This is a genomic window from Desulfobacter latus (genome assembly GCF_013389365.1).
Lineage (GTDB): Bacteria > Desulfobacterota > Desulfobacteria > Desulfobacterales > Desulfobacteraceae > Desulfobacter > Desulfobacter latus.
Map to the genome: position 1 here is coordinate 1 of NZ_JACADJ010000013.1, position 24,721 is coordinate 24,721.

Annotated in this window: 25 protein-coding genes, 1 rRNA gene and 1 other RNA gene; 5 read left to right on the forward strand and 22 right to left on the reverse strand. The window is 46.2% G+C overall.

All coding sequences use genetic code 11. The features are described from left to right. The 21 genes from HXW94_RS05780 to HXW94_RS20100 form a co-directional block, all read right to left on the reverse strand. Positions 1 to 391 (reverse strand): 16S ribosomal RNA (locus HXW94_RS05780); the annotation flags it as partial. A 188-nt stretch (positions 392 to 579) separates the two neighbouring features. Then, complete coding sequence (tyrS, locus tag HXW94_RS05785; protein ID WP_178365954.1) at positions 580 to 1,866, reverse strand: tyrosine--tRNA ligase; 1,287 nt, start codon at positions 1,864 to 1,866, stop codon at positions 580 to 582. Positions 1,867 to 1,881: 15 nt separating this feature from the next. Then, the gene (gene rny / locus HXW94_RS05790; protein ID WP_178365955.1) at positions 1,882 to 3,444 is read right to left on the reverse strand and encodes a ribonuclease Y; all 1,563 of its coding nucleotides are present in this window, start codon (positions 3,442 to 3,444) and stop codon (positions 1,882 to 1,884) included. Between the two features lie 127 nt (positions 3,445 to 3,571). Beyond that, positions 3,572 to 3,762: non-coding RNA, 6S RNA (gene ssrS, locus HXW94_RS05795), on the reverse strand. A 28-nt stretch (positions 3,763 to 3,790) separates the two neighbouring features. Further along, complete coding sequence (locus HXW94_RS05800) at positions 3,791 to 4,087, reverse strand: cell division protein ZapA (RefSeq protein ID WP_178365956.1); 297 nt, start codon at positions 4,085 to 4,087, stop codon at positions 3,791 to 3,793. Between the two features lie 46 nt (positions 4,088 to 4,133). Continuing rightward, complete coding sequence (locus HXW94_RS05805) at positions 4,134 to 4,385, reverse strand: hypothetical protein (protein ID WP_178365957.1); 252 nt, start codon at positions 4,383 to 4,385, stop codon at positions 4,134 to 4,136. Between the two features lie 68 nt (positions 4,386 to 4,453). After that, on the reverse strand, positions 4,454 to 5,206 hold the full coding sequence (locus HXW94_RS05810) for a sugar phosphate nucleotidyltransferase (protein ID WP_178365958.1): 753 nt from the start codon (positions 5,204 to 5,206) through the stop codon (positions 4,454 to 4,456). Between the two features lie 137 nt (positions 5,207 to 5,343). Further along, positions 5,344 to 5,751, reverse strand: coding sequence for a F0F1 ATP synthase subunit epsilon (locus tag HXW94_RS05815; protein WP_178365959.1), 408 nt, complete (start codon positions 5,749 to 5,751; stop codon positions 5,344 to 5,346). 18 nt (positions 5,752 to 5,769) lie between these two features. Next, on the reverse strand, positions 5,770 to 7,176 hold the full coding sequence (atpD, locus tag HXW94_RS05820) for a F0F1 ATP synthase subunit beta (RefSeq protein WP_178365960.1): 1,407 nt from the start codon (positions 7,174 to 7,176) through the stop codon (positions 5,770 to 5,772). Between the two features lie 41 nt (positions 7,177 to 7,217). Next, positions 7,218 to 8,120 carry an ATP synthase F1 subunit gamma gene (gene atpG / locus HXW94_RS05825; RefSeq protein WP_178365961.1) on the reverse strand — a complete coding sequence of 301 codons (903 nt, stop codon included), beginning with the start codon at positions 8,118 to 8,120 and terminating at the stop codon, positions 7,218 to 7,220. Between the two features lie 60 nt (positions 8,121 to 8,180). Further along, positions 8,181 to 9,698, reverse strand: a complete 1,518-nt coding sequence (atpA, locus tag HXW94_RS05830) for a F0F1 ATP synthase subunit alpha (protein WP_178365962.1) — start codon at positions 9,696 to 9,698, stop codon at positions 8,181 to 8,183. After that, positions 9,698 to 10,249: an ATP synthase F1 subunit delta gene (gene atpH, locus HXW94_RS05835; protein WP_178365963.1), complete on the reverse strand. Its 552-nt coding sequence runs from the start codon at positions 10,247 to 10,249 to the stop codon at positions 9,698 to 9,700. The genes atpA and atpH overlap by 1 nt, the downstream gene beginning before the upstream one ends. Next, complete coding sequence (gene atpF, locus HXW94_RS05840) at positions 10,249 to 10,842, reverse strand: F0F1 ATP synthase subunit B (protein ID WP_178365964.1); 594 nt, start codon at positions 10,840 to 10,842, stop codon at positions 10,249 to 10,251. Before atpF ends, atpH begins: the two co-directional genes overlap by 1 nt. Further along, entirely contained in the window at positions 10,842 to 11,273 is a 432-nt protein-coding gene (locus HXW94_RS05845; RefSeq protein WP_178365965.1) for a F0F1 ATP synthase subunit B family protein, read from the reverse strand. The genes atpF and HXW94_RS05845 overlap by 1 nt, the downstream gene beginning before the upstream one ends. A gap of 254 nt (positions 11,274 to 11,527) precedes the next feature. Then, on the reverse strand, positions 11,528 to 12,637 hold the full coding sequence (gene rodA, locus HXW94_RS05850) for a rod shape-determining protein RodA (protein WP_178365966.1): 1,110 nt from the start codon (positions 12,635 to 12,637) through the stop codon (positions 11,528 to 11,530). A gap of 4 nt (positions 12,638 to 12,641) precedes the next feature. After that, a complete protein-coding gene (mrdA, locus tag HXW94_RS05855; RefSeq protein WP_178365967.1) occupies positions 12,642 to 14,507 on the reverse strand; it encodes a penicillin-binding protein 2 in 1,866 nt (621 codons plus the stop codon). Position 14,508: 1 nt separating this feature from the next. Beyond that, positions 14,509 to 15,042 (reverse strand): hypothetical protein, encoded by a 534-nt coding sequence (locus HXW94_RS05860; protein WP_178365968.1) that lies wholly within the window; start codon positions 15,040 to 15,042, stop codon positions 14,509 to 14,511. A 9-nt stretch (positions 15,043 to 15,051) separates the two neighbouring features. After that, positions 15,052 to 15,864 carry a rod shape-determining protein MreC gene (gene mreC, locus HXW94_RS05865; RefSeq protein ID WP_178365969.1) on the reverse strand — a complete coding sequence of 271 codons (813 nt, stop codon included), beginning with the start codon at positions 15,862 to 15,864 and terminating at the stop codon, positions 15,052 to 15,054. 5 nt (positions 15,865 to 15,869) lie between these two features. Continuing rightward, positions 15,870 to 16,916, reverse strand: a complete 1,047-nt coding sequence (locus tag HXW94_RS05870; protein ID WP_178365970.1) for a rod shape-determining protein — start codon at positions 16,914 to 16,916, stop codon at positions 15,870 to 15,872. 115 nt (positions 16,917 to 17,031) lie between these two features. Beyond that, positions 17,032 to 18,150, reverse strand: coding sequence for a serine hydrolase domain-containing protein (locus HXW94_RS05875; protein ID WP_178365971.1), 1,119 nt, complete (start codon positions 18,148 to 18,150; stop codon positions 17,032 to 17,034). Beyond that, positions 18,147 to 19,055, reverse strand: coding sequence for a S66 peptidase family protein (locus HXW94_RS20100; protein ID WP_343054556.1), 909 nt, complete (start codon positions 19,053 to 19,055; stop codon positions 18,147 to 18,149). The genes HXW94_RS05875 and HXW94_RS20100 overlap by 4 nt, the downstream gene beginning before the upstream one ends. Positions 19,056 to 19,328: 273 nt before the next feature. Between HXW94_RS20100 and HXW94_RS05885 the strand changes: the two genes are divergently transcribed. From HXW94_RS05885 to HXW94_RS05895, 4 genes are all read left to right on the forward strand, one after another. Next, a complete protein-coding gene (locus HXW94_RS05885) occupies positions 19,329 to 19,598 on the forward strand; it encodes a Nif11-like leader peptide family natural product precursor (RefSeq protein WP_178365973.1) in 270 nt (89 codons plus the stop codon). A 275-nt stretch (positions 19,599 to 19,873) separates the two neighbouring features. Continuing rightward, positions 19,874 to 20,638: a sodium:solute symporter family transporter gene (locus HXW94_RS19455; protein WP_246293762.1), complete on the forward strand. Its 765-nt coding sequence runs from the start codon at positions 19,874 to 19,876 to the stop codon at positions 20,636 to 20,638. Between the two features lie 123 nt (positions 20,639 to 20,761). Further along, a complete protein-coding gene (locus HXW94_RS19460) occupies positions 20,762 to 21,169 on the forward strand; it encodes a hypothetical protein (RefSeq protein ID WP_246293763.1) in 408 nt (135 codons plus the stop codon). Between the two features lie 389 nt (positions 21,170 to 21,558). Further along, complete coding sequence (locus tag HXW94_RS05895; RefSeq protein WP_178365974.1) at positions 21,559 to 22,131, forward strand: Ada metal-binding domain-containing protein; 573 nt, start codon at positions 21,559 to 21,561, stop codon at positions 22,129 to 22,131. A 116-nt stretch (positions 22,132 to 22,247) separates the two neighbouring features. On the opposite strand, the gene HXW94_RS05900 is transcribed toward HXW94_RS05895, so the two are convergent. Then, the gene (locus tag HXW94_RS05900; protein WP_178365975.1) at positions 22,248 to 22,577 is read right to left on the reverse strand and encodes a cupin domain-containing protein; all 330 of its coding nucleotides are present in this window, start codon (positions 22,575 to 22,577) and stop codon (positions 22,248 to 22,250) included. 144 nt (positions 22,578 to 22,721) lie between these two features. Between HXW94_RS05900 and HXW94_RS05905 the strand changes: the two genes are divergently transcribed. Beyond that, positions 22,722 to 24,719 (forward strand): peptidase U32 family protein, encoded by a 1,998-nt coding sequence (locus HXW94_RS05905; RefSeq protein WP_178365976.1) that lies wholly within the window; start codon positions 22,722 to 22,724, stop codon positions 24,717 to 24,719. Positions 24,720 to 24,721 lie beyond the last annotated feature (2 nt).

Genomic DNA, 24,721 nt, shown 5'->3' on the forward strand with positions numbered 1-24,721 from the left:
CCATTGCGCAAAATTCCTCACTGCTGCCTCCCGTAGGAGTCTGGACCGTGTTCCAGTTCCAGTGTGGCTGATCATCCTCTCAGACCAGCTAACCATCGCAGCCTTGGTAGGCCTTTACCCCACCAACCAGCTAATGGTACGCAAACTCATCCCCAAACAATTGCTTTCAAGAAGAGGCAATCTTTCATCAATCCACTTGTGTAAATCGACTTTATCCGGTATTAGCTACCCTTTCGAATAGTTATCCCGGGCTTGAAGGCAGATTATCTACGTGTTACTCACCCGTGCGCCACTCTACTCAGGATTGCAAGCAATCCCTTTCTCGTTCGACTTGCATGTGTTAAGCACGCCGCCAGCGTTCATTCTGAGCCAGGATCAAACTCTCCAGTTATAATCCTTTACTAAAACTTTTTAAGGTCTGCACTTTAAGCCCTTAAGCTCAAGCGCATTGTCATTGACCCGCTCTTTTCTTTTTCACTGACCAATTTTCAAAGATCAAAGTTCTGTCTGGTGTTTCCTGTTCAACAAAACCTGGACAATATACATTTGAGTTCAGGTTTTGTCAAACCTTTTTTTAAACTATTTTAAAATAATTTTGTAATATTTTTTCTTTCCCGCCCGGAGCATAATTTCACAGTCATTTGCATCAGCAGCTGTCACAACCTGCTCAAAGGAACCAAGCCTTTCTCCATTAATATAAGCCCCTCCCTGTTTAATCAGACGACGGGCATCGGATTTGGATTTGCACAACCCTGCGTCACAAAACAGGTCAACCACAAACATCTTATCCACCACATCCTTTTTACTAAATGTACTGGTCGGCACTGACGCATCTGTTCCACAGGAAAGCGTTCCCCGGGGGATGCTTGCAGAAGGCAAAAGCTCAGAAGGCACCTCCAGCGATCCAAACATAGACGCTGTGGCTTTGAAGGATTTTAGCGCCTCATCTTCCCCATGTGCAATTTTAGTTGCCTCATATGCAAGAATGGCTTTGGCTTTATTTAAATCCACCCCTGTTAAATTTTTTACCAATTCGATCTCTTCCATGGGAAGAAATGTAAACAGTGCCAAAAATCTTGTCACATCCAAGTCATCAGTATTTACCCAGAACTGATAATATTCATATGGCGAAAACCGTTGTGGATCAAGCCACACAGCACCTTTATGGGTTTTACCCATTTTTATGCCGGACGCCGTAGTTATTAAAGGAAAAGTGATCCCAAATGCCTGTTTACCAAGGGTACGCCTTACAAGATCAATCCCTGCCACAATGTTACCCCACTGATCACTGCCGCCCATCTGGAGCAGACAGTCATGGGTTTTGGCAAGCTCCATGAAATCATACGCCTGGAGCAACATATAATTAAATTCAATAAACGTCAGGCCATCCTCTGACTCCAGTCTGGATTTAACGCTTTCGGCTTTAATCATCTTATTTATGGAGAAATGCCTGCCAATATCCCTTAAAAACGAAATGTATTCCAGATTGGTAAGCCAGGCAGCATTATCAAGCATCAATGCCTTATCTTCGGAAAAGTCAATGAATCTGGATAATTGTCCCCGGATTCCGGCTTTATTTTCATCAATCTGATTCTGGGTAAGCACTTTGCGCAGCTCTGTTTTACCGGAGGGGTCGCCAATAAGCCCTGTCCCGCCACCGACAAGACCGATGGGACGATGTCCCTGCCGTTGCATATGGGCCAGTGCCATAATGCATACCAGACTTCCAACATGCAGACTCGATGCGGTTGGATCAAAACCGATATAACAGGTAGCTCTGTTGTTTTCCAGATAGGCTTCAAGCTCCTGGCTATGGGTTGTTGCATCAATAAATCCACGCTCTTTTAAAATCGATAAAACACTCATGCTGTTTCTTCCTTATCATTTCCTGGTATATTCAACCGCTCTGGTTTCCCGAATAACAACAACTTTGACCTGGCCCGGAAATGTCAGATTCTCTTCAATCTGGCGGGCAATATCTTTTGAAAGCAGCATTGCACTTTCATCAGTAATTTTTTCACTCTCAGTAATGACCCGGATCTCACGCCCGGCCTGAATGGCATAGGTATTTACCACGCCGTCAAAACTATTTGCAATATTTTCTAGATCTTCCAACCGTTTTACGTAGTTTTCAAGGCTTTCCTTTCTGGCACCGGGCCTGGCACCGGAAAGCGCATCCGCGGATTGTACAATGAAATCATAAACACTTTCAGGCATTTGGTCTTCATGGTGGGATGCAATGGCATTAACAACACGTTGGTTTTCACCATATTTCTTAGCAAGCTTAGCGCCAATGATGGCATGGGCCCCATCGACTTCATGATCCACGGCCTTTCCAATGTCGTGAAGCAGTCCCATACGTTTGGCAAGTTTTATATCCAGACCAAGCTCAGCAGCGATAATACCGGCCAAAAACGCCACTTCAACAGAATGTTGCAGGACATTCTGGGCATAGGAGGTTCTAAATTTAAGCTTGCCAAGCACCTTGATGAGTTCAGGATCGATGCCGTGGACACCTAAGTCAAACGCAGCCTGTTCACCTGCTTCTTTAATCGCTAAATCAACTTCTTCCGTTGCACGCGCCACAACATCCTCGATACGGGCGGGATGGATTCTTCCATCTGAAATCAACTTTTCAAGGGAAAGCCGTGCCACTTCCCGCCTGACGGGGTTGAATCCTGACAAAATAACAGCTTCCGGGGTATCGTCAATAATCAGATCAATGCCGGTTGCCGCTTCTAAAGCCCGGATATTGCGTCCTTCCCTGCCGATAATCCGACCTTTCATTTCATCTCCGGGCAGGTTCACCACAGAAACAGTGCGTTCAGCCACATAGTCTCCTGCATAGCGTTGGATGGCAGTCGATATAATCTTTTTAGCCTCTTTATCAGCTTTTTCTTTGACTTCGCTAGTGATCTTTTTGATCATTTTAGCGCCTTCATGTCTGGCTTCATCCTCCATGGTTTTAAGCAGCAGTTCTTTGGCCTGTTCAAGGGTCATCCCGGAAACTTTTTCAAGCTCTTTTTTTGTCTCTTCAAGAAGCTGAGTATACGACGCCTCTTTACGGGTTACTGATTCAAGTTTTTCCGCAAGCTCCCGTTCATTTTTTTCTAGGGATTTTTCTTTTTTGGCAAATTGATCTTCAAGCCTGTCAAGCTTTTCACTTTTTTTAGAAAGCCTCCGTTCTTCTCTTTTCAATTCAGCCCGGGTCTCTTCTGTCTCGGCATCAAAGGTGCTTTTCATTTCAAGCAGGCGGGATCGGGCTTCTAATTTTGCTTCCTTAAGCAGAGTCTCAGCTTTTTTAACGGCTTCTTCCATGGCAATGCGTTGTTCTTCCTGGAAATCAAGTCGTTGCTGATCAATTTTTGTCTTTATCGAATATAAAATGACCGCACCGACAGCCAGCAGCAACAGCATAAATGCAAGCATCGTTATAAAACTCATACAACATCTCTCCTGGAATAATGGATACAACAGATTATGTATCCGTGTGTTATCTTGCTAAAAAGAAATGGAATAATGCGGTAGGATTAAGAAGGGATACCGGCAAAGCGTTTTTTAAAACTATAAAATATCCCCCGCAATTGCCGTGTTGTTTTTTAAGGCTTTGAACCAAAGGTCCAAAAGGCGGAAGATCAATAATACCTTTAGGCTTTTCCCTTACATTCGAGGGAACCTGCTCACCAGTATCAGCGTGACCCTCCTATGTTTATATGCGTTAGGACAAAGTCTGTCATACAATCACGCACACTGCAGGGGGTTTTGTTATAATTTTAAACCAATGAAAAGTTTATTTCATTGTCTTGTTTATTTTCTCCAATAAGGATGATACTCTGTTTTCAATGTCTTCTTCAAAATCGGAATACTTCAAACGCAAATCATGATAATCCTTAGATAAATTCATGGCCGCCAGAAGCAGAATAGCCATCCTGTTTTTATTGCTGGTTGTATTTTGGAAAAGGCTTTCTGCGTCATCTATATATTCCTTAACATGGGCTGCAATCTTTACCGGATCATATGTTTGATCTTTATCCGGTTTAAATTTAAATTCTTCCCCGAAAAGCTCAATTTTAACAATTTCATCCAAAAAAAGCCCTTTACCGAGTATATATATTAAAACGCTTTATAACTTGTCATCCCCCGGATACGGTTTCCGAGAACCCATCCAGTTTTGAAAGAAGTCCGTTTATTTTTTCATCCAACATGGACTCCCGGCCGACATAGACATCTTCGTTTTTTATTTTCTGTTCCAACTGATCTTCAAGTTCTTTAATTTTTACAGAAAGCGCTGCGTTTTCTTTTTGAAGACTCTGGCAGGACTCTATCAAAAAGTCTACATGGATGTTAATGTCATCAAACTTGGCGGCTATATCCTCATTATTCAATTTCTTAAGTCTCGTCTCATAAAATGGTAATTAATTAAGTACTAATATATTCTGCAGCCTGATGAAAGTCAAGATAATTCATTTGATGCCTTATGAAACGCCGTATTGATGCGGGTTAACTGCTCAATGGTATTAACGCCCATGACCTGTTCAGCGTCATCTGTGATCTTAACAAGTGTTTTGGATTTGTTTTGGACGGCAACTTCGACAAGATCAGTAAGATAATATTCGCCTTGACTGTTATTATTTTGAATTCGTCCGAGACCGGACTCAAGAAAGCCTTTTTCAAAACAGAAAATTCCGGAATTAACTATATTAATCTGCCGTTCCAAATCAGTTGCATCCGCCTCTTCACGTATGGCAAGAAGCTGTCCGTCATTATTTTGGATAATTCTGCCATAACCGGTCGGGTCTTTTACTTTTGCGGCGAGAACAGTCAAATCTGCCATTTGGTGCAGGTGCGTTGAAACCAAATCAGCGATGGTCTTCTTCTTTATTAACGGAACGTCGCCACACAAAACCAAGACATGATCTATAGAGGCATCAACCCCCGGCAATGCAACTCTGACTGCATCCCCTGTCCCTAAAAGTTCTTTTTGAAAGGCAAATTGTACATTATGTTTTTTTTGAATCTCTTTTTGCACCTTTTCAGCCTGGTGTCCTACCACGACATGAATATGACCTGAAGCGACTTGCATAGCCGCTTCGATCACATGATTAACCATGCTTTTTCCTGCAACTTTGTGGAGCACCTTAGCCAAATCCGATTTCATGCGACTGCCTTTTCCTGCAGCCAGTATGATAACTGCAATCTTGTTCATTCCCCCCCCCTGTCTCATTTAATCAATATAGGCGATGAAAACAAAAAGGGATGCCATAAAGGCATCCCTTTTTTACTCCATATGTTTCGGCATTATAGGTCCGGTGTTTATCAAACCATCAGACAAGCCAAGTCTTCTTACCGGATTTCAGCCATTTTAATCCGAAATATAGCCCGATGCAAAGCAGCCTGAGCACGAACAATATCCGTATCTGCCGCTTTGTCACTCAAGCGTCTCTCAGCACGCGCCTGGGCCTCTTTTGCCCGGGTAAGATCAATATCTTTACGACGTTCAGCAGATTCAGCAAGAATGGTAACTTTATTCGGAAGCACTTCAGCAAATCCGCCATTGACAAAAAGCATGCGCTCATTCCCAGCTGCATCTTTATAACGGATACTACCAATCTTCAACGAGGTCAGAAAGGTAGTATGCCCTTTCAAGGCACAGAATTCACCTTCACTGCCGGGAGCTGAAATGCTTTGGATAGCTTCACTGACAACAGCCTTTTGCGGTGTTACCACCTCAAGAAAAAATTTATCAGCCATAATACAACCTCCGAATGATTATTCAGATTTGGCTTTTTCAATGGCGTCTTCGATAGCCCCCACCATATAGAAAGCATTTTCGGGAAGGTTATCATGCTTACCTTCGATAATTTCCTTGAAAGACCGAACCGTATCCTCAACCTTCACAAATATGCCGGGCATACCCGTAAATGTTTCAGCCACATGGAACGGCTGGGACAGGAATTTCTGAAGTTTTCTGGCGCGTTCTACAGTCACCTTATCTTCATCAGACAACTCATCCATACCAAGAATCGCAATAATATCCTGGAGCTCTTTATATTTTTGCAGGGTCTGCTGAACGACCCGGGCTACATTGTAATGTTCTTCGCCAATGTAAGCGGCATCAAGAATTCTTGATGTGGAGTCAAGCGGATCCACAGCCGGATAGATACCAAGCTCTGCAATCTGGCGGGAAAGTACAACAGTCCCGTCAAGATGGCCGAAGGTGGTGGCGGGTGCCGGATCAGTCAAGTCGTCGGCGGGTACGTAAACGCACTGTACTGCGGTAATGGAACCTTTATCAGTAGAGGTAATACGTTCCTGAAGCTCACCCATATCAACCGCAAGTGTCGGCTGATAACCAACCGCAGACGGCATACGTCCAAGCGTTGCAGAAACTTCGGCACCGGCCTGGGTGAAACGGAAGATGTTGTCGACAAAGAGAAGCACGTCCTGGCCTTCTTCATCACGGAAGTATTCAGCGCAAGTCAACGCAGACAGAGCAACACGGGCACGCGCGCCGGGAGGCTCAGTCATCTGACCGTAAACAAGCGCACATTTGGGAAGTACGCCTGAGTCTTTCATCTCATGATAAAGGTCGTTACCTTCACGGGTTCTTTCACCAACGCCGCCGAAAACAGAAATACCACCATGCTGCATGGCGATGTTGTTTACCATTTCCATCATGATAACGGTTTTACCAACACCAGCACCGCCGAACATCCCCATTTTACCACCACGGGGGAAGGGAACCAGAAGGTCGATAACCTTTACGCCGGTTTCAAGAACGCGAACAGTCGTATCCTGTTCGATAAAAGCGGGGGCATGTCTGTGGATGGGCAGCATTTTGTCTTGGGAGATATCGCCAAGACCGTCAACCGGGCGCCCCACAACATTAAGAATACGGCCCAGGGAAGCTTCGCCCACCGGCATCATAATGGGAGAGCCGGTATCTTTTACCGGCAGACCCCTTTGAAGACCATCGGTTACGTCCATGCTGATGCAGCGAACCACATTGTCGCCCAGGTGCTGCGCCACCTCAATTACCAGATTGTCTTCCATATCCCCGATGGTGGGGTTTGTTACTGTCAGAGCAGTCAGTACCGGAGGAAGTTTTCCGGGCTCGAACTCAACGTCAACAACAGCGCCGAGGACCTGTGAAATTTTACCTATATTTTCAGCCATTTTATTCTCCTATAAAGCTGTTTTGTCTATGCTTACTTAAATTACCCCTTAAGGGCTTCGGCACCGCCGACAATATCCATAAGGTCGGATGTAATACCGGCCTGACGGGTTTTGTTAAATATGGTCTGCAGCTCATCCACAATATCTTCACATGCTTTGGTTGCATTTTCCATGGCACGCATACGCGCAGCATGTTCCGAGGTTGACGTTTGAAGCAGTGCGTCATATATCTGAATAAAAATATTTTTGGGAAGCATTTTACCCAAAAGCGCATCCGAAGACGGCTCGCAGATATGCTCCGGCAAAAATGTGCCGGCATCGTCTACAGGTGCCGTATCTTCCTGTTCCACGATCTCATCAAGCGATGGGATGGGAAGGATCTGTTTCACTGTCGGGATTTGCTTTGCCATACCTTGGAAATCAGAATAGATCAGATATACTTCATCCACATCTCCTTCAAGGAAACTGTCGATCAGTGCTTGTCCTGAGCCGGAAGCCACAGAGAAATCAACATTGCCGCCCATAATACCGATGTATTCAGCATCAATGGGATTGCCCTGTTTTTTGGCCCAATCGCGGCCCTTTTTGCCGTAGCAGACAAAAGAGACCTCTTTTCCTTGAAGCTCAGATTTGAGCATTTTTACAGCTTTATTGATCAAATTAATGTTAAATCCACCACACAACCCCCTGTCTGATGTACACAGGAGTACGGCCACCTTTTTTACTTCGTCTTTGGAGATCAAAAGAGGGGATACATCCTCCCCTGATTTCCCGGCAATGGATCCCAGAACTTCTGAAAATTTAGAAGCATAGGGTTTAAATGCCTCCATGGCATTCTGGGAACCGCGCAATCTTGAAGTGGCGACCATTTTCATGGCAGAGGTAATCTGTTTAGTCTTTTTTACGCTGACTATTTTCGATTGTACTTCTTTTAATGTTGCCATATGATCTACCTTTGCGCCTATAAGTTATTATTTTTTATAATAAATCCGAATTACTGGACCCTAGCTGAGGGTTTCCTTGAATTCTTCGGCATAGGCGGTAAGGCATTCTTTGAGCTTGGCCTCGAGTTCATCATCAATTTTTTCTTTTTCCTTGAGACCTGCAAACACTTCCGGATAACGGCTTTCCACAAAGGGATACAGCCCGGCCTCGTAGGCGGCAACAGCTTCTTTGGGGTATTTATCCAGGTATCCTTTGGTACCGGCATAAAGCACAGTGACCTGTTTTTCCATGGGAAGCGGCTGGTACTGGGGCTGTTTGAGCAACTCAACCAATCTTTCACCACGGGTCAGCTGTTTTTGGGTTGCGGCATCAAGGTCGGAACCGAAAGCGGCAAAAGCTTCAAGCTCTCTGAACTGTGCAAGGTCCAGACGCAGGGTACCGGCGACCTGTTTCATGGCTTTAACCTGGGCTGCACCACCAACCCGGGAGACGGAGAGTCCAACGTCGATGGCCGGACGGATACCGGCAAAGAAAAGGTCTTTATCCAGGAAGATCTGGCCGTCGGTAATGGAGATAACGTTTGTGGGAATAAATGCGGATACGTCACCTTCCTGGGTTTCAATGATGGGAAGGGCTGTCAGGGAACCGGCACCAAGCTCATCACTCATCTTGGCGGAACGTTCCAGCAGACGGCTATGGTTGTAAAAAATATCGCCGGGAAAAGCTTCACGTCCAGGCGGACGTCTGAGCAACAGAGATACCTGACGGTAAGCAACAGCCTGTTTTGAAAGGTCGTCATAAACGATCAGGGCATGTTCCCCTTTGTCACGGAAATATTCGCCCATGGCGCAACCAGCGTAAGGCGCCAGGTACTGCATGGCGGCAGACTCGGAAGCAGAGGCCACAACAACCGTTGTGTATTCCATGGCACCGTGTTCTTCAAGGGCCGCAACCACCTGAGCAACCGTAGATTTTTTCTGGCCGCAGGCAACATAGATGCATTTAATACCGCTTTCTTTCTGGGCGATGATGGCGTCAACAGCAACAGCCGTTTTGCCGATCTGACGGTCACCAATGATCAATTCACGCTGGCCGCGACCCACCGGGGTCATACCGTCAATCGCCTTAGAGCCGGTGTAGCAGGGCTCGTGAACCCCTTTTCTGGCAATAACACCCGGCGCAACCAGCTCCATATTCATATATGTATCAGAAGTGATGGGACCTTTGCCGTCAACAGGCTCGCCTGTGGTGGTTACAACGCGACCCAGCAGCGCTTCACCAACGGGGACGGAAGCGATACGATCGGTTCTCTTAACCATGTCGCCTTCTTTGATAACTTTGTCATCACCAAGAATGGCCACACCGACGTTGTCTTCTTCAAGGTTGAGCGCAAGACCCAGAATCCCGCCGGGAAACTCAACCAGTTCCATGGCTTTTACCTTTTCCAAACCATAAACACGGGCAATACCGTCACCCGCTGACAGAACGACACCTGTTTCGCTCAGATCAACCTGTGCATCAAACCCCTTAATTTGATCTTTGATTATCTGGCTTATTTCTTCTGCTTTAATTTCCATTATACACTCTCACCTTTTTTTAAAGTTTCCCTCATATTAATCAGCTGGGTTTTTACGCTGCCGTCAAGAACAAGATCGCCGATTTTTGTGACAATACCGCCAATAAGACTTGAATCCTTTTGCACATCAAGCACAACGGTTTTACCGGTTTTCTTCGTCAAAGACTTCTGAATTTTATTAATGTTGGTCTTGGACAGGTTCGTGGCAGCCACAACACTTGCCCTGACAACACCTTTAAGTTCATCAGCCATTGCACTATAATAGGTAGCGATGTCTCTGAGAAAACCGATCCTGCCTTTATCAAAAAGTAATGACAAAAAAGAATTCATCACTTTTGAAAAACCTGCAGCAGCAATTACCGACTCAAGAAGCTTTTTACGTTCACTTTTTCTGATTAGCGGATTGGTAAGGGCCTGTTCAAGACCCTGTTGGGAATCTAAAAGCCCAACCATGGCGGTAAGTTCATTATTGTACCCCTCCGCCTGACCATCCTCCCGGCCTATCAAAATCAACGCCTTGGCATAACGCCTTGAAACTGCAAGATTCTTCATTATGCCTCCACCTTTTTCAAATATTCATCGACCAGACGGTTCTGATCCTGGGTTGTGATGGATTTTTTAATGAGCGCCTGTGCCTGCTCCATTGCACGATCCACAACTTCCTGCTTAAGAGCCGTTTTTGCAGCTTTGAACTCTTGTTCGATATTGCGTTTTGCCATATCTTCAAGTTTTTCAGCCTGGGCTTCAGCCGCTTCGAGAATTCTTTGCTTGGCCTCTTCACCCTGTTTGATGTAATCTTCAACAATCATTTCAGATTCCTGTTCAAGATTTCTAAACCGGGCTTCGTATTCTGCAAGTTTTCTTTCTGCATCGGCTTTTTTCTGCTCCAAGCCTGTCAACTCTTCTTCAATTCCCTTAGTACGGGAAGAAAAAAACTGCGCCACCGGTTTTCTAGCGATGAAAAAGCAGCCAAGCACAAGAAGAACGAAATTGAGGACTTTCCAGGTATCAATATCGTGCCATGCGTTGTGATGCGCTGCTTCACCATGACCGCCGCCGGAAGCCCAGACCACTGTCGTAACCCCTACTATAGCCACGACAGTTGCGGAAACCTTAAGGTGTTTTTTCCAATTAATTTTTTTCATTAACATGCCCTCCCGAGTATCTTTTCGCCGATGGCTTTGGCATAGACCTCAACCTCGGCCTCAAGCGCTTTACGGGCCTGTTCGCTTTCTTCAGCTACCTGTGCCTTGATTTCGGCAAAGTTAGCCTGCGCTTTCTGATTGATCCGGGTAATAATTTCCTTTTCCTGGGCAGACGCCTCCTCGATGAACACCTCTTTTTTCTTGAGGCCTTCACCCCTTGCCTGTCTTAACCCTTTCTCGTAGTCATCCATCTGTTTCTCAAGATCAGCCGAGGCTTTTTCAGCACCTGAACTTAAAGTGCCGACCTTGGCTTTTCTTTCGATAATGACATTTCGAATGGGTTTGTACAGAACCAGGTTGAGGAGGAATAACAGGACAAGAAAATTAACCATCTGATATACTGCTGATATATCAGGAATCACAGTGATCATAAAATCCCTCCACCAGTTAATAATTACAAAAAATCAGCTACTTATATCCTATTGGCTAAAATCTCACGGATTTAGCCTAAATGCTTAGAATGATCGAGACTTGAGTACCATCCAGTAAGCCTTTTGTCAACACAGAATGCAGCAATTCTAAATAGTGCTTGAATGAAGATTAAACCATCTGCGCCTTGCATCTGTGCAACTTTTCATCCCAAAACGGATTTTCGGTCAGGTTCTAAAAAGAGAGAGATCAGGATTCAGGCCGTGTTGAATTTTCGCATGCTGATATTCAGCAAAACACCAAAACCGACCATGTTGGTTACAACCGAGGACCCCCCATAGGAAACCAGGGGTAAAGGCACCCCGACCACCGGCATCAACCCCATCACCATGCCGAGATTGATAAAAATCTGCCAGAATATCATAATGGTAATACCCATGGCCAAAAGAGAGCCAAACATATTTCGACAATTATACGAGATATTCACCCCCCAAAACAGCAAAAGAAAATAGAGCGCCAGCAGCACAGTACACCCCGCAAGCCCCCACTCTTCGGCCAATACGGAAAGAATAAAATCCGTATGTTGTTCCGGCAGAAAACTTAAAGCATTCTGGGTCCCTTGGAGAAACCCCTTCCCGGTAAGCATGCCGGAACCAATGGCAATCTTGGACTGGATGATGTGATAACCTGCGCCAAGGGGGTCCCGCTCAGGATTCAAAAAGGTTAAAATCCTATCTTTCTGATACGCCTTAAGACCAAAAAACCATACCAGGGGAACCAGGGCAAGCCCAGCCCCCCCCAGAATGATTAAAACTTTTTTTTCGACTTTTACAAATATAGTAAGGCAGCCGGCAATAAGCAGAAGCAAAAGCCCTGTACCTAAATCGGGCTGGATAAAGATAAGACCAAAGGGGATAATACATAAAATCGCCGGCTTGATCAGATGCCTGAACCCCAAACCGTCGGGACTGATACTGTCTGCGTACACCGAAGCCAGGCTGATAATCAAAGAAATTTTCATCAGTTCCGAGGTCTGTATCCGAACAGGACCCAACACCAGCCAGCGCTGGGAACCGCCGCCGGTATGCCCCACAAGCCAGGTAGCCACCAAAAGCCCGACACATGCGGCGTATATGAGTAAATGTAGCTTGGCAAACTCTCTAAAATCAATGACAAGACAGCCCATCATAATGGCAAATCCAACGGCAAGCCAGACAACCTGTTTTTTAAACAGCGGATGCAGGGCGGTTCCGGCATATCCGGCGGTCACCGCCGAATAAAGAATGGTCAACCCCAGAATGCAAATAAAAAAAATAATTAAAAAAAATCCCCAGTCAAAATTTGATACGAGACGGCGGTCAAACATTTTTTTACTCCACATATGCCTGGTCTTGTTTGACCACGGCAGTTGGGACGTCAGGGTTCCCAAGATAGGCATGAATCAACTCTTTTGCAACGGGAGCAGCTGCACTGGAGCCATGCTCCCCATGTTCAATGATCACGGCAATGGCTATTTTTGGATTCTGCGCAGGCGCATAGCAGACAAACCAGGCATGATCCTGGAGGGTGCGCCTCAATTTTTTGTTATCAAACTTTTCCCCGGCCTTACGGGAAAAAACCTGTGCGGTACCTGTTTTGCCGGCGATTTGAATGCCGGGAAGACGGATGCGCCGGGCAGTGCCGCGGTTGCCATGAACAACTTCTAAAAGCCCTTGTCGCACAATGGCCAAATTTTTTTGCGACGCCGGCAACCCACCGGTAATATCGGGTTCAATTTCCCTTATCACCTGCCCTTTGGCATCCTGAACGGATTTAACAAGCCTTGGCCGATAAAGGGTTCCCTTATTGCCAACCGCAGAAATAAACACCGCCATCTGTAAAGGGGTAACCAGATTAAACCCCTGGCCGATACTGATGGACAGGGTTTCACCCGCCTGCCAGCGCTCTTTGAATCGCTTTTTTTTCCATGCTGACGTGGGAATCAACCCTGGGCGTTCATGGGCCAGACGAATGCCGGTCAACCGCCCCAGACCGGAGCCATGTGCATACGTTGCCAGGGCGTCAACCCCAATTTTTTCGCCAGCCTGATAAAAAAACACATCACAGGACTGGGCAATGGCATCCACAACATTTAAATGGCCGTGTCCGTATCTATGCCAACAATGGTAGCGCCGGTTGCCAAACTTATAAAATCCCGGGCAGAAAAAGGTTGAATTACGGTCAATGACTTTTTCTTCAAGCCCTGCCAGGGCCGTTATAATTTTATATGTGGATGCCGGGGGATATTCCGCCTGAATTGCCTTGTTGTTCATGGGTCTGCCCGGATCATCTCTTAACGCCTGCCATTTCTCGGTGGAGATACCGCCAATAAAATCATTCTGGTCAAAACTAGGCGATGATGCCATGACCAGGACATCACCGTTTGAGGGGTCAAGGGCCACAACAGCCCCATCATTCTCCCCAAGCAAGCGTTCAGCCTTCTGCTGAAGAGATAAATCCATTGTCAGAACCAGATCCTTTCCGGAAACAGGTTCCACAGTCTTCAATATTTTTATCACCCGGCCGTTTACGTCCACTTCAACCTGGTGCCCCCCCCTTTTGCCCTGTAAATCCGCTTCAAAGCTTTTTTCAACCCCGTATCGACCAATGGAATCCCCGGACCGGACATTAGGAAATTTACCGGAAGCCAATTCTTCCTTATTGATCTCCCCAAGATAGCCTATCAGATGGGCAGCGGTTTTTTTATGGATATAGTTTCTGGTGGGTTCAATATCAATGAGAATACCAGGCAGATCAAACTGATGGGCTTCTATGACCGCAAGCAGATTCCTTGTTATATCCCGTTTAAGAACAACTGGTTTATAAAATGCCGATCGCCCTGCTTTTTTTATGGTTGCCGTCAGGTCTTCATAGGTATCGCCGGTCAGTTCGCTTAGCCGCTCAAGGGTTTGCTTCAGGGGCTTGGCATCTTCAAGTACAATGGTCAAGTCAAAGGCCGGCCGGTTGTCCACGAGAAGATTATGATTGCGGTCATAAATCAACCCCCGGGAGGATTTTATACTTTTAAGCCGGACACAATTGGTCGTTGACAGCCGCCGATACTCTTCGCCATGGATCATCTGAAGATAAACAAGCCTTAGAAAAAGAACGCCGAAAATAAAAATAATGCACAGACCGCCTCCTATATATCGATGCTTGATCCAGTCCCTGTCTGAATGTTTATGGATTCCACCCATATTATCCTCTGTATTTGCGCGCCATGTGCCGGCAGGACTGGTTTACGGCGTGTGAAAAATTCTGGTGTACGCTTCCCATAAACCAGACGCCGATGGGAATACCGACAGCGGCCCATAGGACCTGACCGATGCAAAGGCGGTAATCTGTCGCCGCAATGGCGTTGTGACCCTGGAGCAGAAAAATACTAAACAGAATCAGGATCTGATAAATGCAGGCGGATGTAAGGCTGACGATACATACAAAAACAGCGCTGCGCTGAAAAACCAGCCGCCGCAGAAAAAAAACGACCAGGTAAATACACAGATACGCGGTGGTATGCAGAAAAAACGGCGATCCTGACAGGCTGTCCATGATGCTGCCGATGATCATAAGACAGAAAGGTATCCAGCAGCGCAGGGAAAAAAGGCTCAGATACAATACATTGATGATCATCAGATCGAACGCGTAGGGGAACCAGGAAAACTCCGGAATAACGACAGTTTGAATAATAACCAGACATAGCGTGACAACGAAAAAAAATATGAAATTCATCATACCCGTCTGTCAATCGGCATTTCTATATACCAGCACTTCTTCAAGCCTGTTAAAATCTACGGCGGTTTTTATGATGATATCCTGAAACAGCTGGGAATGATTTTTTTTTACATCAAGTACCGTTCCGATTCTTAATCCTTTTGGGAATACCTGATCCAACCCTGAGGAGACAATCACCTGTCCTTGTTGCACCGGATCCTTTCTCAACGTATATACAAAGGAACAGGTGTCTTTATTATTGCCCTTGACCATGCCGCGAACGCGGGTATCCTGAATCAGCGCATCAACAGCTGAATTGCGGTCGATAATCAGCAGCACCCGGGAAAAACGACCGGATACTTTAATAATCTGTCCTACGATCCCTTCCGACACCAGCACCGGAAGGCCTTTAATTAACCCGTCTTTTTCACCCTTATCAATCATGATGGTTTTAAACCAGGGTGACGGATCCCGGGCAATCACCTGGGCTGCCACATAAGCCGCGGGCATTGAGTTTTGAAAATTGACAAATTTTTTTAAACGGGCATTTTCAAGCTCAAGCTCTTTGCACCTGTTCGCTGCATGTCGGGCCTTTGACAATTCACGTCTCAATACCTGGTTCTCTTCTACGGCAAGCACACAGGAAAAATAGGTTTGCCATACCGATTCGGTAAAACCGATGATGCGGGAGGTCACAAATTGAAACGGAGCAGTAAGGGTTATGGTCAGTCTTTCAATCCCCCCTACCGACAGGGTTTCCCTGCTGGACATGGTGATTACGGTGAGCCCCACCACAACAAAAAAGACCACGCCGACAATCATCATGATCCGTCTGGAAAACATTACCTTTAGCTGATGACCACTTCTTTAAGAATTTCGATACTGTCAAGGGATTTGCCGCAGCCCAGCGCCACGGTGGATAAAGGGTCATCCGCCACGACAATGGGAAGACCGCATTTTTCTTGAATCAGTTTGTCCAGGTTTTTCAACAAGGCACCACCACCGGTTAAAACGATCCCGGAGTCCACGATATCAGCGGCCAGTTCCGGCGGGGTTTGTTCCAGGGCAATACGAACAGTTTCAACAATGGCTTCAATCTGCTCGGAAATAGCCATCCTGACCTCTTCGGAATCAATGGCCAATATCTTAGGGATTCCGGAAACCAAATCCCTGCCCTTGACTTCAATGGTCTCAAGGTGTTCCGGATCAGGATAGGCATTGCCGATTGTTGTTTTGATAATTTCGGCGGTTCTTTCGCCGATGAGCAGGTTATATTTGCGTTTGATATGCTGGCTGATGGAAGCATCCATCTTGTCTCCGGCGACCCTCAGGGATTGTGTATAGACAATTCCGGCCAGGGAGATAACCGCCACCTCAGTGGTCCCCCCACCGATGTCTACAACCATATTGCAAGTGGGTTCCGTAATGGGAAGGCCTGCGCCGATTGCCGCAGCCATGGGCTCTTCTATAAGGAAAACCTCTCTGGCGCCGGCAGATTCCGCGCTTTCCCTGACCGCTCGTTTTTCCACCTGGGTGATCCCGGACGGTACGGCAATAATAATTCTTGGACGCACCAGCGTTTTTCTGTTGTTATGAACTTTACGGATAAAGTGCTTGAGCATGGCTTCGGTGACTGCAAAATCAGCAATAACCCCGTCTCGCATAGGTCGGATGGCCACAATATTCCCCGGTGTTCTTCCCAACATACGCTTTGCTTCCAGCCCCACTGCCAGCACTTTGTTTCTGGTCCGCTTATCCGTTCTAACCGCCACCACTGACGGCTCACTTAATACAATTCCTTTGCCCTTAACATAAACCAGCGTATTTGCAGTGCCAAGATCAATGGCCAGGTCATTGGAAAAAGCCCCAAGCAAAGTATCTGTTACAAAGTTCATTTGTCCTCTTTCATACAAATTGGGAGTTGTGTTTTATCAAATAGATAATGAAAAAATACTACTAAGAACATAGTTGCTAACAAACTTAAATTTTTTTTACAAGAATAAAAGTGTTTCACGCCTGTATATTGTCCTTATAAATAGATGCGATCAAATCATGAAGCCTGGGTCTGAATTTCCTTATATCAATATTTTCACGGCTTGGATGTACCCGATTGGTCAAAAGTATCGTGATCAGTTCATTATCAGGATCTATCCAGAAAGATGTGCCGGTAAAGCCTAAGTGTCCGACAGATCGTTTAGAAAAAAAACGTCCTGACGATGCGTTCTCTTGACTTGGAGAATCAAAGCCTGCCGGACGCGCCATCTCATTGTTTTTATAGGCAAAACATCGAATAACCGAAGAATTTATTACTTTGGTTTCTTTATTTTCAAGTGCGTGCAGGATCTGACAACACAGGCGATGAACCCCGGCAGCTGTACCAAACAGACCGGCATGCCCTTCAATGCCGCCCGCCGCCCAGGCATTTTCATCTTCCACCTCCCCCAGCATCATTTTTTTTCGCCAGGGACAACGGGAGGTCGCGGCAAAAACAAGAGAAGATTTATCCTTCTCGGGATTTATCAAATCAGAGCAAAGGGGATTAAAAAACAAATCATAAATATTTAAAGGCGCAAAGATCCGTTCATGAACAAATGTGTCCAGCCGAACACCGGACAGATGCTCCACCACCCAGGCCAAGAGAATAAATCCCAGATCACTGTAAATTTCCTGGGAATCAGGCTCATATTCCAGGGGTTCAGCCAGGACCAGCTGCCGCAGGCACTTCCCAGCGGCGATGCCGGGGACAGGGACGGGCAGCGATTTAAAATAGGGACGGTGGGCAGGCAGACCAGACCTGTGGCGCAGCAACATGTCAATGGTGATATCGGCTTTACCTGTTCCACAGGCAGCCGGCAGGGCATCTTTTAAACAAGTTTTCCGGGATAACCGCCCTGATGCAATCAGATCTGCCACAGCCAGAGCTGTGGCCAGCGGCTTGGTCAAAGAGGCCAGATCAAAAATCGTATTCAATGTCACAGGGTCCCCGAACCTTATATCCGTAACCCCAAAGGCCTTGTGGTAAAAAATATGTGTTCCATGCGCCCACAGCAGCACAGCGCCCGGAAACACACCGTCAGCCACAGCATTGGTCATGACGTCATCAATCTTTTGAAAGACGCGACATTTCATTTTACGGTAAAATCCCATTCAAGACATGGACGGTCTGCATCCAGGGTAGCGGCTCCCCCCATGGGAAGGGAAAGGTTAACCGCCCCGTGCCCCACGTCAATTCCCATGCAGATCGGGATATCTGCGTCAAAAAACACCTCTTGAATGATCTCGGGGATATAGGCGTCATCGTCACAATTTTCAAAAGACCCGGTCACAACCCCTTTAACACCTTCCAGCACACCGGCCATTTTCATCTGGGTCAGCATCCGGTCAATCTTGTATGCCGGTTCCCCCACGTCCTCTATAAAGAGAATACTGTCGGTAAAATCAGGCTGATACGCTGTCCCGATCATATGAACAAGGGTGGCCAGATTCCCCCCCAGAAGCTGCCCTGTGGCACATCCTCCCGCAAGCACCTGATCAGAAGGCAGATCAATACGTGTAAAACAGCCTGTCAAATTTTTTGAGAAACTGTCCAGCGTCTGTTCATCCGCCCGGCCAAGGGAAACCAGATTTGGCGCGTGCAGGGCACAGATGCCGGTTTTGGATACCAGAGAAATGATCAACGCCGTGGCATCTGAAAACCCCATAAACAATTTCGGGTTTCCGGCAATGATATCCCAATCCAGAAACGGCAAAAGGCGCATGGCACCGAATCCGCCCCTTGCCGCTATGATGCCGTTGATTTTAGGATCGGCAAACAGCGAATTAAGCACATCCGCCCGTTGCCGATCCGTGCCGGCAAGGTATCTGTGCCGGCCTGTTATACCGTTAGGGATATGCACTTCAACCCCCATGGATTTAAGCGCCAGGACCCCTTTTTGAAACATCTGCGCATCAAACCTGGCCGATGGTGCGGCCACGCCAATGATGTCTTTGGGTTTTAAACTGCAAAAAATGGGTTTTACGTCTGGTTTTATCACCTGATTCACTCCTTATTAATGATACCTTGGCTATATTAAATGACCTTAAAATAATTTACCAATGCTTTTTCAACTCTTACAAAATCGTTTTCAATAGTTCAATTTTGTTATTAATGCCGACCTTTCTGATACGATCAACACCTTCTATTTATAACCACTGAAAGCACGGAAACTTGATTTCCGTGCCTTTCCGTGCTTTCCGTGGTTCGGTCTAGTTTTTTTGGCATTGTCTTTGCTTCTTTTTTAATTCATAAAATTTTTCAGGAGAACCATATGACAATTCAAAACGCCCTTAACTTTATTCGGCAAGGCCAACATGACAATGATCTTAGAAGCAGACTGGTAAAAGCACAGACCAGTCAAACCCGGCAAAAGATTCTGGATCAAAATGATTTCGTTTTCACCCCGGAAGAGTTTGAAGAGGCATATTCCTTAAGCCTTTTTAAATGCCAACACCAGGAAGATGCCGACGCCCTGATGGCTTTTAGGATGTGGTGGATCATGCTATACCGAAGTCCTGATCCCGATGTTCCGTTACCATAGCACCTCCTGGTGTTTCTCCCAAAACATAATAAACCCCGATTTCTCCATTGCCTTATGTGCAAATCAAGCGTAGAACTGCACTTTTAAAATTAAAAGCCGAATCCTGCCTAAGAGCCTGCCATCTATTAAATTAGCGCCCTTTGGGCGGACTGTTAGGTGGTGGGTGGTGGGTGCTGGGTGCTGGGTGCTGGGTACTGGAGAATGGAAATTCCTATACTATGAACTTATCCCTGAAAAGGCTCTAAAGGATCCGGTAAATTTCAAGGAGAAAAAAGTTGGGGCAGTTTGTATACGCGCTCGTATTTGTCGGCGCATTTATTCTTTTTTGTAGTCTGGTTTTAAAAAATCAGAGGCGGGTGGTTAATGGATCAGATTTTTCAACGGCCGGCAGATCGCTTTCCGCCACCCAGGTCTCCTGGGTAATTATCGGCACCCTTGTAGGGGGTGTTTCAACCATCGGAACAGTTCAATCAGCCTACGATCATGGCGTCAGCGCCTGGATTTTTACTCTGGGCAGCGGTATCTCCTGTTTTATCCTGGGGTGCTTTTTTGCCGCAGCATTAAGACGGGAGCAGGTCACGACAGTTTCCGAACTGCTCGGCAGATATTTTGGCCGAAACTTCCAGTATTATTGTTCCATGCTCAATTCCTGCGGCATGTTTATCCATATCATTGCCCAGTATCTGGCAGCCATGGCTATTTTAAACTCAGTATTCCATTTCCCGTTGCCGGTCTCCTTATTCATTACCATGGTACTTATGGGATTCTTTGTCATTTCAGGCGGAATTTCCGGGGCTGGAATGGTGGGAAAAATCAAATTTTTCCTGCTGTACGCCATCATGATTGTGTGTGCAGGTATTGCGCTGGTCAACGGCGGCGGAATGACCAACATTTTAGCCCAATTACCCGAAAATACTGATTTTTTTGATTTCTTTTCCAATGGAATAAGAACAACAAGCATTGATATTGCCGCTATGATCACAGGCGTATTGTCCACACAAATTTATTTGCAGGCCATTTTTTCAGCTAAAACCATATGAGAAGCCAGAAATGGTGCATTTCTTACCGCCATTGTCATCCCTCCCATCGGCATTTTAGGTATTATTGTTGGGCTTTTTCTCAGGGCCAACTTTCCGGAACTTGAAGGCAACAGTGCCCAGGCCTTGCCCTTTTTCTTTCAACAGACCCTGCCCTCGGCAATAGCTGCTTTTTGTTCTGCCGTACTTCTTCTGGCTGTCCTGGGTACCGGCGCAGGCCTTGTCCTTGGTGTGACCACCAACATTTATATGGATGGAATTCGACGCTTGTTTACAAAAAATTCGGATCACAGTCTAACCATTATCAGGCTGTGTACAATTGCGATCCTGCTTCTCTCAGGTGCCGTTGTCATGGCTGGATTTAGTACAACGATTTTGCGCTGGAGTTATCTCTCCATGGGTTTCAGGGGGGCTTCCGTGTTCGTAGGATTATGCATTGTCGTATTTACGGGACAAAAAAATTTCTCACCCATGGTACGGGCCCTTCTATATTTTCTGCCGGTCTGTTACTTTATCCTGGCTGTGTTTATATGAAAGTCGTGAGTTTTGAGTGATGCGATTTAAAACAAGCTGTTTTTCTCATAACTCAGCACTCACGACTCACATCTGTCATTGTTTGTTGTGCCCGTCAGGTCATGGCCGTTATAAAAAAAAAGGCATTTTAATGTCAATAATTGTCAATTTTTGCGCCATTGCCTTGACAATGCGGCAATTTTCACTCTAAAAAGGGTAGCATACGGCCTTGGGGGCTCATTAATAAGGCAGAAACAACCCGCTTCGGCGATGAACGGCGGAAGCCGTATTTTGGTAGTAGGTAAGTGTGGATTTTCTTCGATTTACAGTAACCCCTGTAGCTCGGAGAATCTCCTGTAATCCAAAATTCCTACCCGACCTAAAGGACGGGGTTTCCTTTTGGAGGATTGATGAAAAAATTTATCATCGGTGCCTTGGTATTACTCATTGGTGTACCTGGTTTTTCGTTCACTTTTTTTAATTTTTTAAATTTTTTGACAGGACTGATTCCTGTGTTGATGATCCTTGGCGGTGCCATTGCAGTATATCTTGGTATTGAGGAACTCAAGCAATCAGAAAACAATGAAGCTGAGATTGAACCGTCTGAAATAATAGAAAAAAACACGGACAAATCAGATAAAAAAAGCGAAGCTCTCCTCGACAAACAAGATATCAAACCGGCGCAGGAACCAACCGAAAAAATAATAGAAACGAATACAGATGAGCAGCCGGAACCGGAAATAGAGCAAGCCTCTGAAAACCCCGCCACGTTGCCCCGGCAGCCTGCTGAATCCTTAGCACCAGAAGCAGAAGCACCGGCAGATGAATGCGTTCAATTTAAAGGAAATATTGAAACCCTGGTTTTTCATAGCGTGACGTGTAATTTTGCCAGTGGTAAAAATTGCAGCATGGATTTTATCACAAAGGAAGAGGCTGAATCCCAGGGTTACAAACCCTGTAAAATATGCATACCTGACGCTTAAGGCCCTACGGATTCATGTTCATCACTTGATGATCCAATTTTAAAAGTTCCATGGCCCTTACGTTGCCCAACTTCGGCGTTGGAAAAAATTCCCTAAAAACCTGATGATCGAGATCATCAGGTTGCGGGCAGGTACTCTTTCCGTACCGGTGAAAAAACCTCAATAGCAACGCTGTCTTCCAGGACTTCAGCACGATGCTCGACCCCGGACTCAATGCACCAGGAATCTCCGGGGCCGGCATTGCGGCATTCATGCCCGATATAAAGATTGATGCGACCGGAAACAAGATACCCGGTCTGCTCGTGGGGATGGGTGTGGGAAGGCAGCAAAGCGCCTTTGGTCATTTTAAACCGGACCAGAAGCATCTCCTTCCCATACACCAAGGTTTTCATCTCAATGCCTTCTAAGGGCACTGCATAGCCGTTTTCATCATGAATTGCAAACATTTATCCTCCTCATTGTTTTTCCATAATCTTTTTAAATGTTTACCAGGACTGCTTTTACAGCCCAAAGATGGTATTCTGACATTATTAACTGAAATTGCAATATGAAATATCTATTTTTACCCATACTTGAGCATAAAGGGCCTTATGAGCTGCCAACCATTAAAATCACCTATCATTCTGGCACCTGCCGGGGATACACACTCTTTTCTTGCTGCAATAGCGGCCGGGGCTGACGCCATTTACTGCGGCCTTAAGATATTTTCAGCCCGCATGGAAGCCGGCAATTTTTCCATTGAAGAATTGGCACGACTGACCCAATTTGCCCATTCAAAAGGGGTTCAGGTATATGTTGCTTTTAATTCGATTATTAAAGAATCCGAAACCGACAAGGCGCTTCGTATTCTTGACAAGCTTACCCGATATGCGGATGTTGATGCCCTGATTATCCAGGACACTGCCATGGTCAGCCTTGCAAAACAGGCAGGATTCAAAGGCAATCTCCATCTGTCCACCCTGGCCAACTGCACGCATCCTGCCGGGCTTGAAGCGGCCCACAAAGCGGGATTCTCCCGGGTGGTGCTGCCCAGAGAGTTCAACCTTGATGAAATCAGGGCCATGGCAGCGGCTGTCCCCGGAACCATGGATTTAGAAGTGTTTGTCCATGGGGCGCTTTGCTACGCCGTATCCGGCCGGTGTTACTGGAGCTCCTGGTTTGGCGGAAAAAGCGCGCTGCGCGGTCGTTGTGTCCAGCCCTGCCGGCGGATGTATGAACAAAATGGAAAAAAAGCCCGATATTTCTCATGCATGGATCTGTCAGCGGATGTACTGGCCAAAGTACTCAAGGAAATTCCCAACATCACCACCTGGAAAATTGAAGGCAGAAAAAAAAGCCCCCATTATGTTTACTACACGGTGATGGCTTATAAACTGCTCAGGGATGCGCCGGACCAGAAAAAACAAGCGTTGTCATTTTTAGCGTATGCGTTGGGACGACAGGGCAGCCATTACAATCTTTTATCCCACCGGGTATCAAATCCCCTGGATCATGGATCTGAAACCGGATCCGGCTTGTTTTTAGGCCGAATAAAAAATCCTGAGAATCCCTATTTTATTTCAAGGGAGGCGCTTCAGCCGGGGGATCTTTTACGCATTGGATATGAAGAAGAGCGCTTTCACCAAATCCAGAAGGTAATCCGGGCTGTTCCTAAAAAAGGAAAATATTTTTTATCTTCTAAAAAAGGCCGGCGTATCAAAAAAGGCACCTCTGTTTTTATTATTGACCGCAGAGGAAGAGAACTGGAAGCAGAATTATCACGCCTTGATGCCGAACTCAGAGAACTTCCCAACGTGACGATTAAGCCATCCCCCCTGTCCCTTACCCACAAAACTGCAGGGGAGAGCATAACATCACATGGCCAAACAAGGGGTCATAGAAGGAAAAGAGAGCCTGATATATATGCAATGGATGTTTTCAGAAAGAAACCACCGATCACAAAACCACCTAATAATACAGGTTTCTGGATTTCTACAAACAGCTATGGAATCAAAGCCCAGGCCCAGGACTGGTTGTGGCTGGATCCTGTGCTTTTCCCCGATGAGGAAAAAATCTGTCAAAATTATATCAAAACCGCATTAAAAAAAGGGGCCAAAAACTTTGTACTCAATTCTCCCTGGCAGATAACCCTGTTTGATAATCCCCAAAGACTCAACATCTGGGCAGGTCCCTTTTGCAATATCACCAATTGTATTGCAGTGGAAATATTGAAACGCAACGGGTTTTCCGGGGCCATTGTCAGCCCGGAACTGGATAGCCGGACCCTTTTATCCCTGCCGGGACGCTGCTGTCTGCCTTTAGGGGTGGTCTGCCGGGCCAACTGGCCCCTGGCCATATCAAGGATTGCGGCCCCGGACCTGGCGCTTGGTAAAGGCTTTACCAGTCCCATGGGAGAAGTCGCCTGGACCAGCAAGTACAATAAGACCTACCACACCTTCCCCAACTGGCCCCTGGATCTGTCATCCAAAGCCGGGGAATTAAAACAGGCCGGCTTTGTCATGCACGTTAATCTGTTTGAAAATATACCGAAAGGCATTCGGATGAAACCACGCCCCGGCACCTGGAACTGGCACTTGAAACTACTTTAAAA

Bases quoted from the DNA above. Each gene is read 5' to 3' on its own strand.
- HXW94_RS05900 (WP_178365975.1), bottom strand. From the start codon at position 22,577: ATGTTTGCAATTCATGATGAAAACGGCTATGCAGTGCCCTTAGAAGGC.
- HXW94_RS05845 (WP_178365965.1), bottom strand. From the start codon at position 11,273: ATGATCACTGTGATTCCTGATATATCAGCAGTATATCAGATGGTTAAT.
- HXW94_RS05905 (WP_178365976.1), top strand. From the start codon at position 22,722: ATGAGCTGCCAACCATTAAAATCACCTATCATTCTGGCACCTGCCGGG.
- rodA (WP_178365966.1), bottom strand. From the start codon at position 12,637: ATGTTTGACCGCCGTCTCGTATCAAATTTTGACTGGGGATTTTTTTTA.
- HXW94_RS05860 (WP_178365968.1), bottom strand. From the start codon at position 15,042: ATGATGAATTTCATATTTTTTTTCGTTGTCACGCTATGTCTGGTTATT.
- tyrS (WP_178365954.1), bottom strand. From the start codon at position 1,866: ATGAGTGTTTTATCGATTTTAAAAGAGCGTGGATTTATTGATGCAACA.
- HXW94_RS05885 (WP_178365973.1), top strand. From the start codon at position 19,329: ATGACAATTCAAAACGCCCTTAACTTTATTCGGCAAGGCCAACATGAC.
- HXW94_RS05810 (WP_178365958.1), bottom strand. From the start codon at position 5,206: ATGAACAAGATTGCAGTTATCATACTGGCTGCAGGAAAAGGCAGTCGC.
- HXW94_RS05815 (WP_178365959.1), bottom strand. From the start codon at position 5,751: ATGGCTGATAAATTTTTTCTTGAGGTGGTAACACCGCAAAAGGCTGTT.
- HXW94_RS05870 (WP_178365970.1), bottom strand. From the start codon at position 16,916: ATGAACTTTGTAACAGATACTTTGCTTGGGGCTTTTTCCAATGACCTG.
- atpG (WP_178365961.1), bottom strand. From the start codon at position 8,120: ATGGCAACATTAAAAGAAGTACAATCGAAAATAGTCAGCGTAAAAAAG.
- HXW94_RS05895 (WP_178365974.1), top strand. From the start codon at position 21,559: ATGAAAAAATTTATCATCGGTGCCTTGGTATTACTCATTGGTGTACCT.
- atpA (WP_178365962.1), bottom strand. From the start codon at position 9,698: ATGGAAATTAAAGCAGAAGAAATAAGCCAGATAATCAAAGATCAAATT.
- atpF (WP_178365964.1), bottom strand. From the start codon at position 10,842: ATGAAAAAAATTAATTGGAAAAAACACCTTAAGGTTTCCGCAACTGTC.
- mrdA (WP_178365967.1), bottom strand. From the start codon at position 14,507: ATGGGTGGAATCCATAAACATTCAGACAGGGACTGGATCAAGCATCGA.
- rny (WP_178365955.1), bottom strand. From the start codon at position 3,444: ATGAGTTTTATAACGATGCTTGCATTTATGCTGTTGCTGCTGGCTGTC.
- atpD (WP_178365960.1), bottom strand. From the start codon at position 7,176: ATGGCTGAAAATATAGGTAAAATTTCACAGGTCCTCGGCGCTGTTGTT.
- mreC (WP_178365969.1), bottom strand. From the start codon at position 15,864: ATGTTTTCCAGACGGATCATGATGATTGTCGGCGTGGTCTTTTTTGTT.
- HXW94_RS05875 (WP_178365971.1), bottom strand. From the start codon at position 18,150: ATGAAATGTCGCGTCTTTCAAAAGATTGATGACGTCATGACCAATGCT.
- atpH (WP_178365963.1), bottom strand. From the start codon at position 10,249: ATGAAGAATCTTGCAGTTTCAAGGCGTTATGCCAAGGCGTTGATTTTG.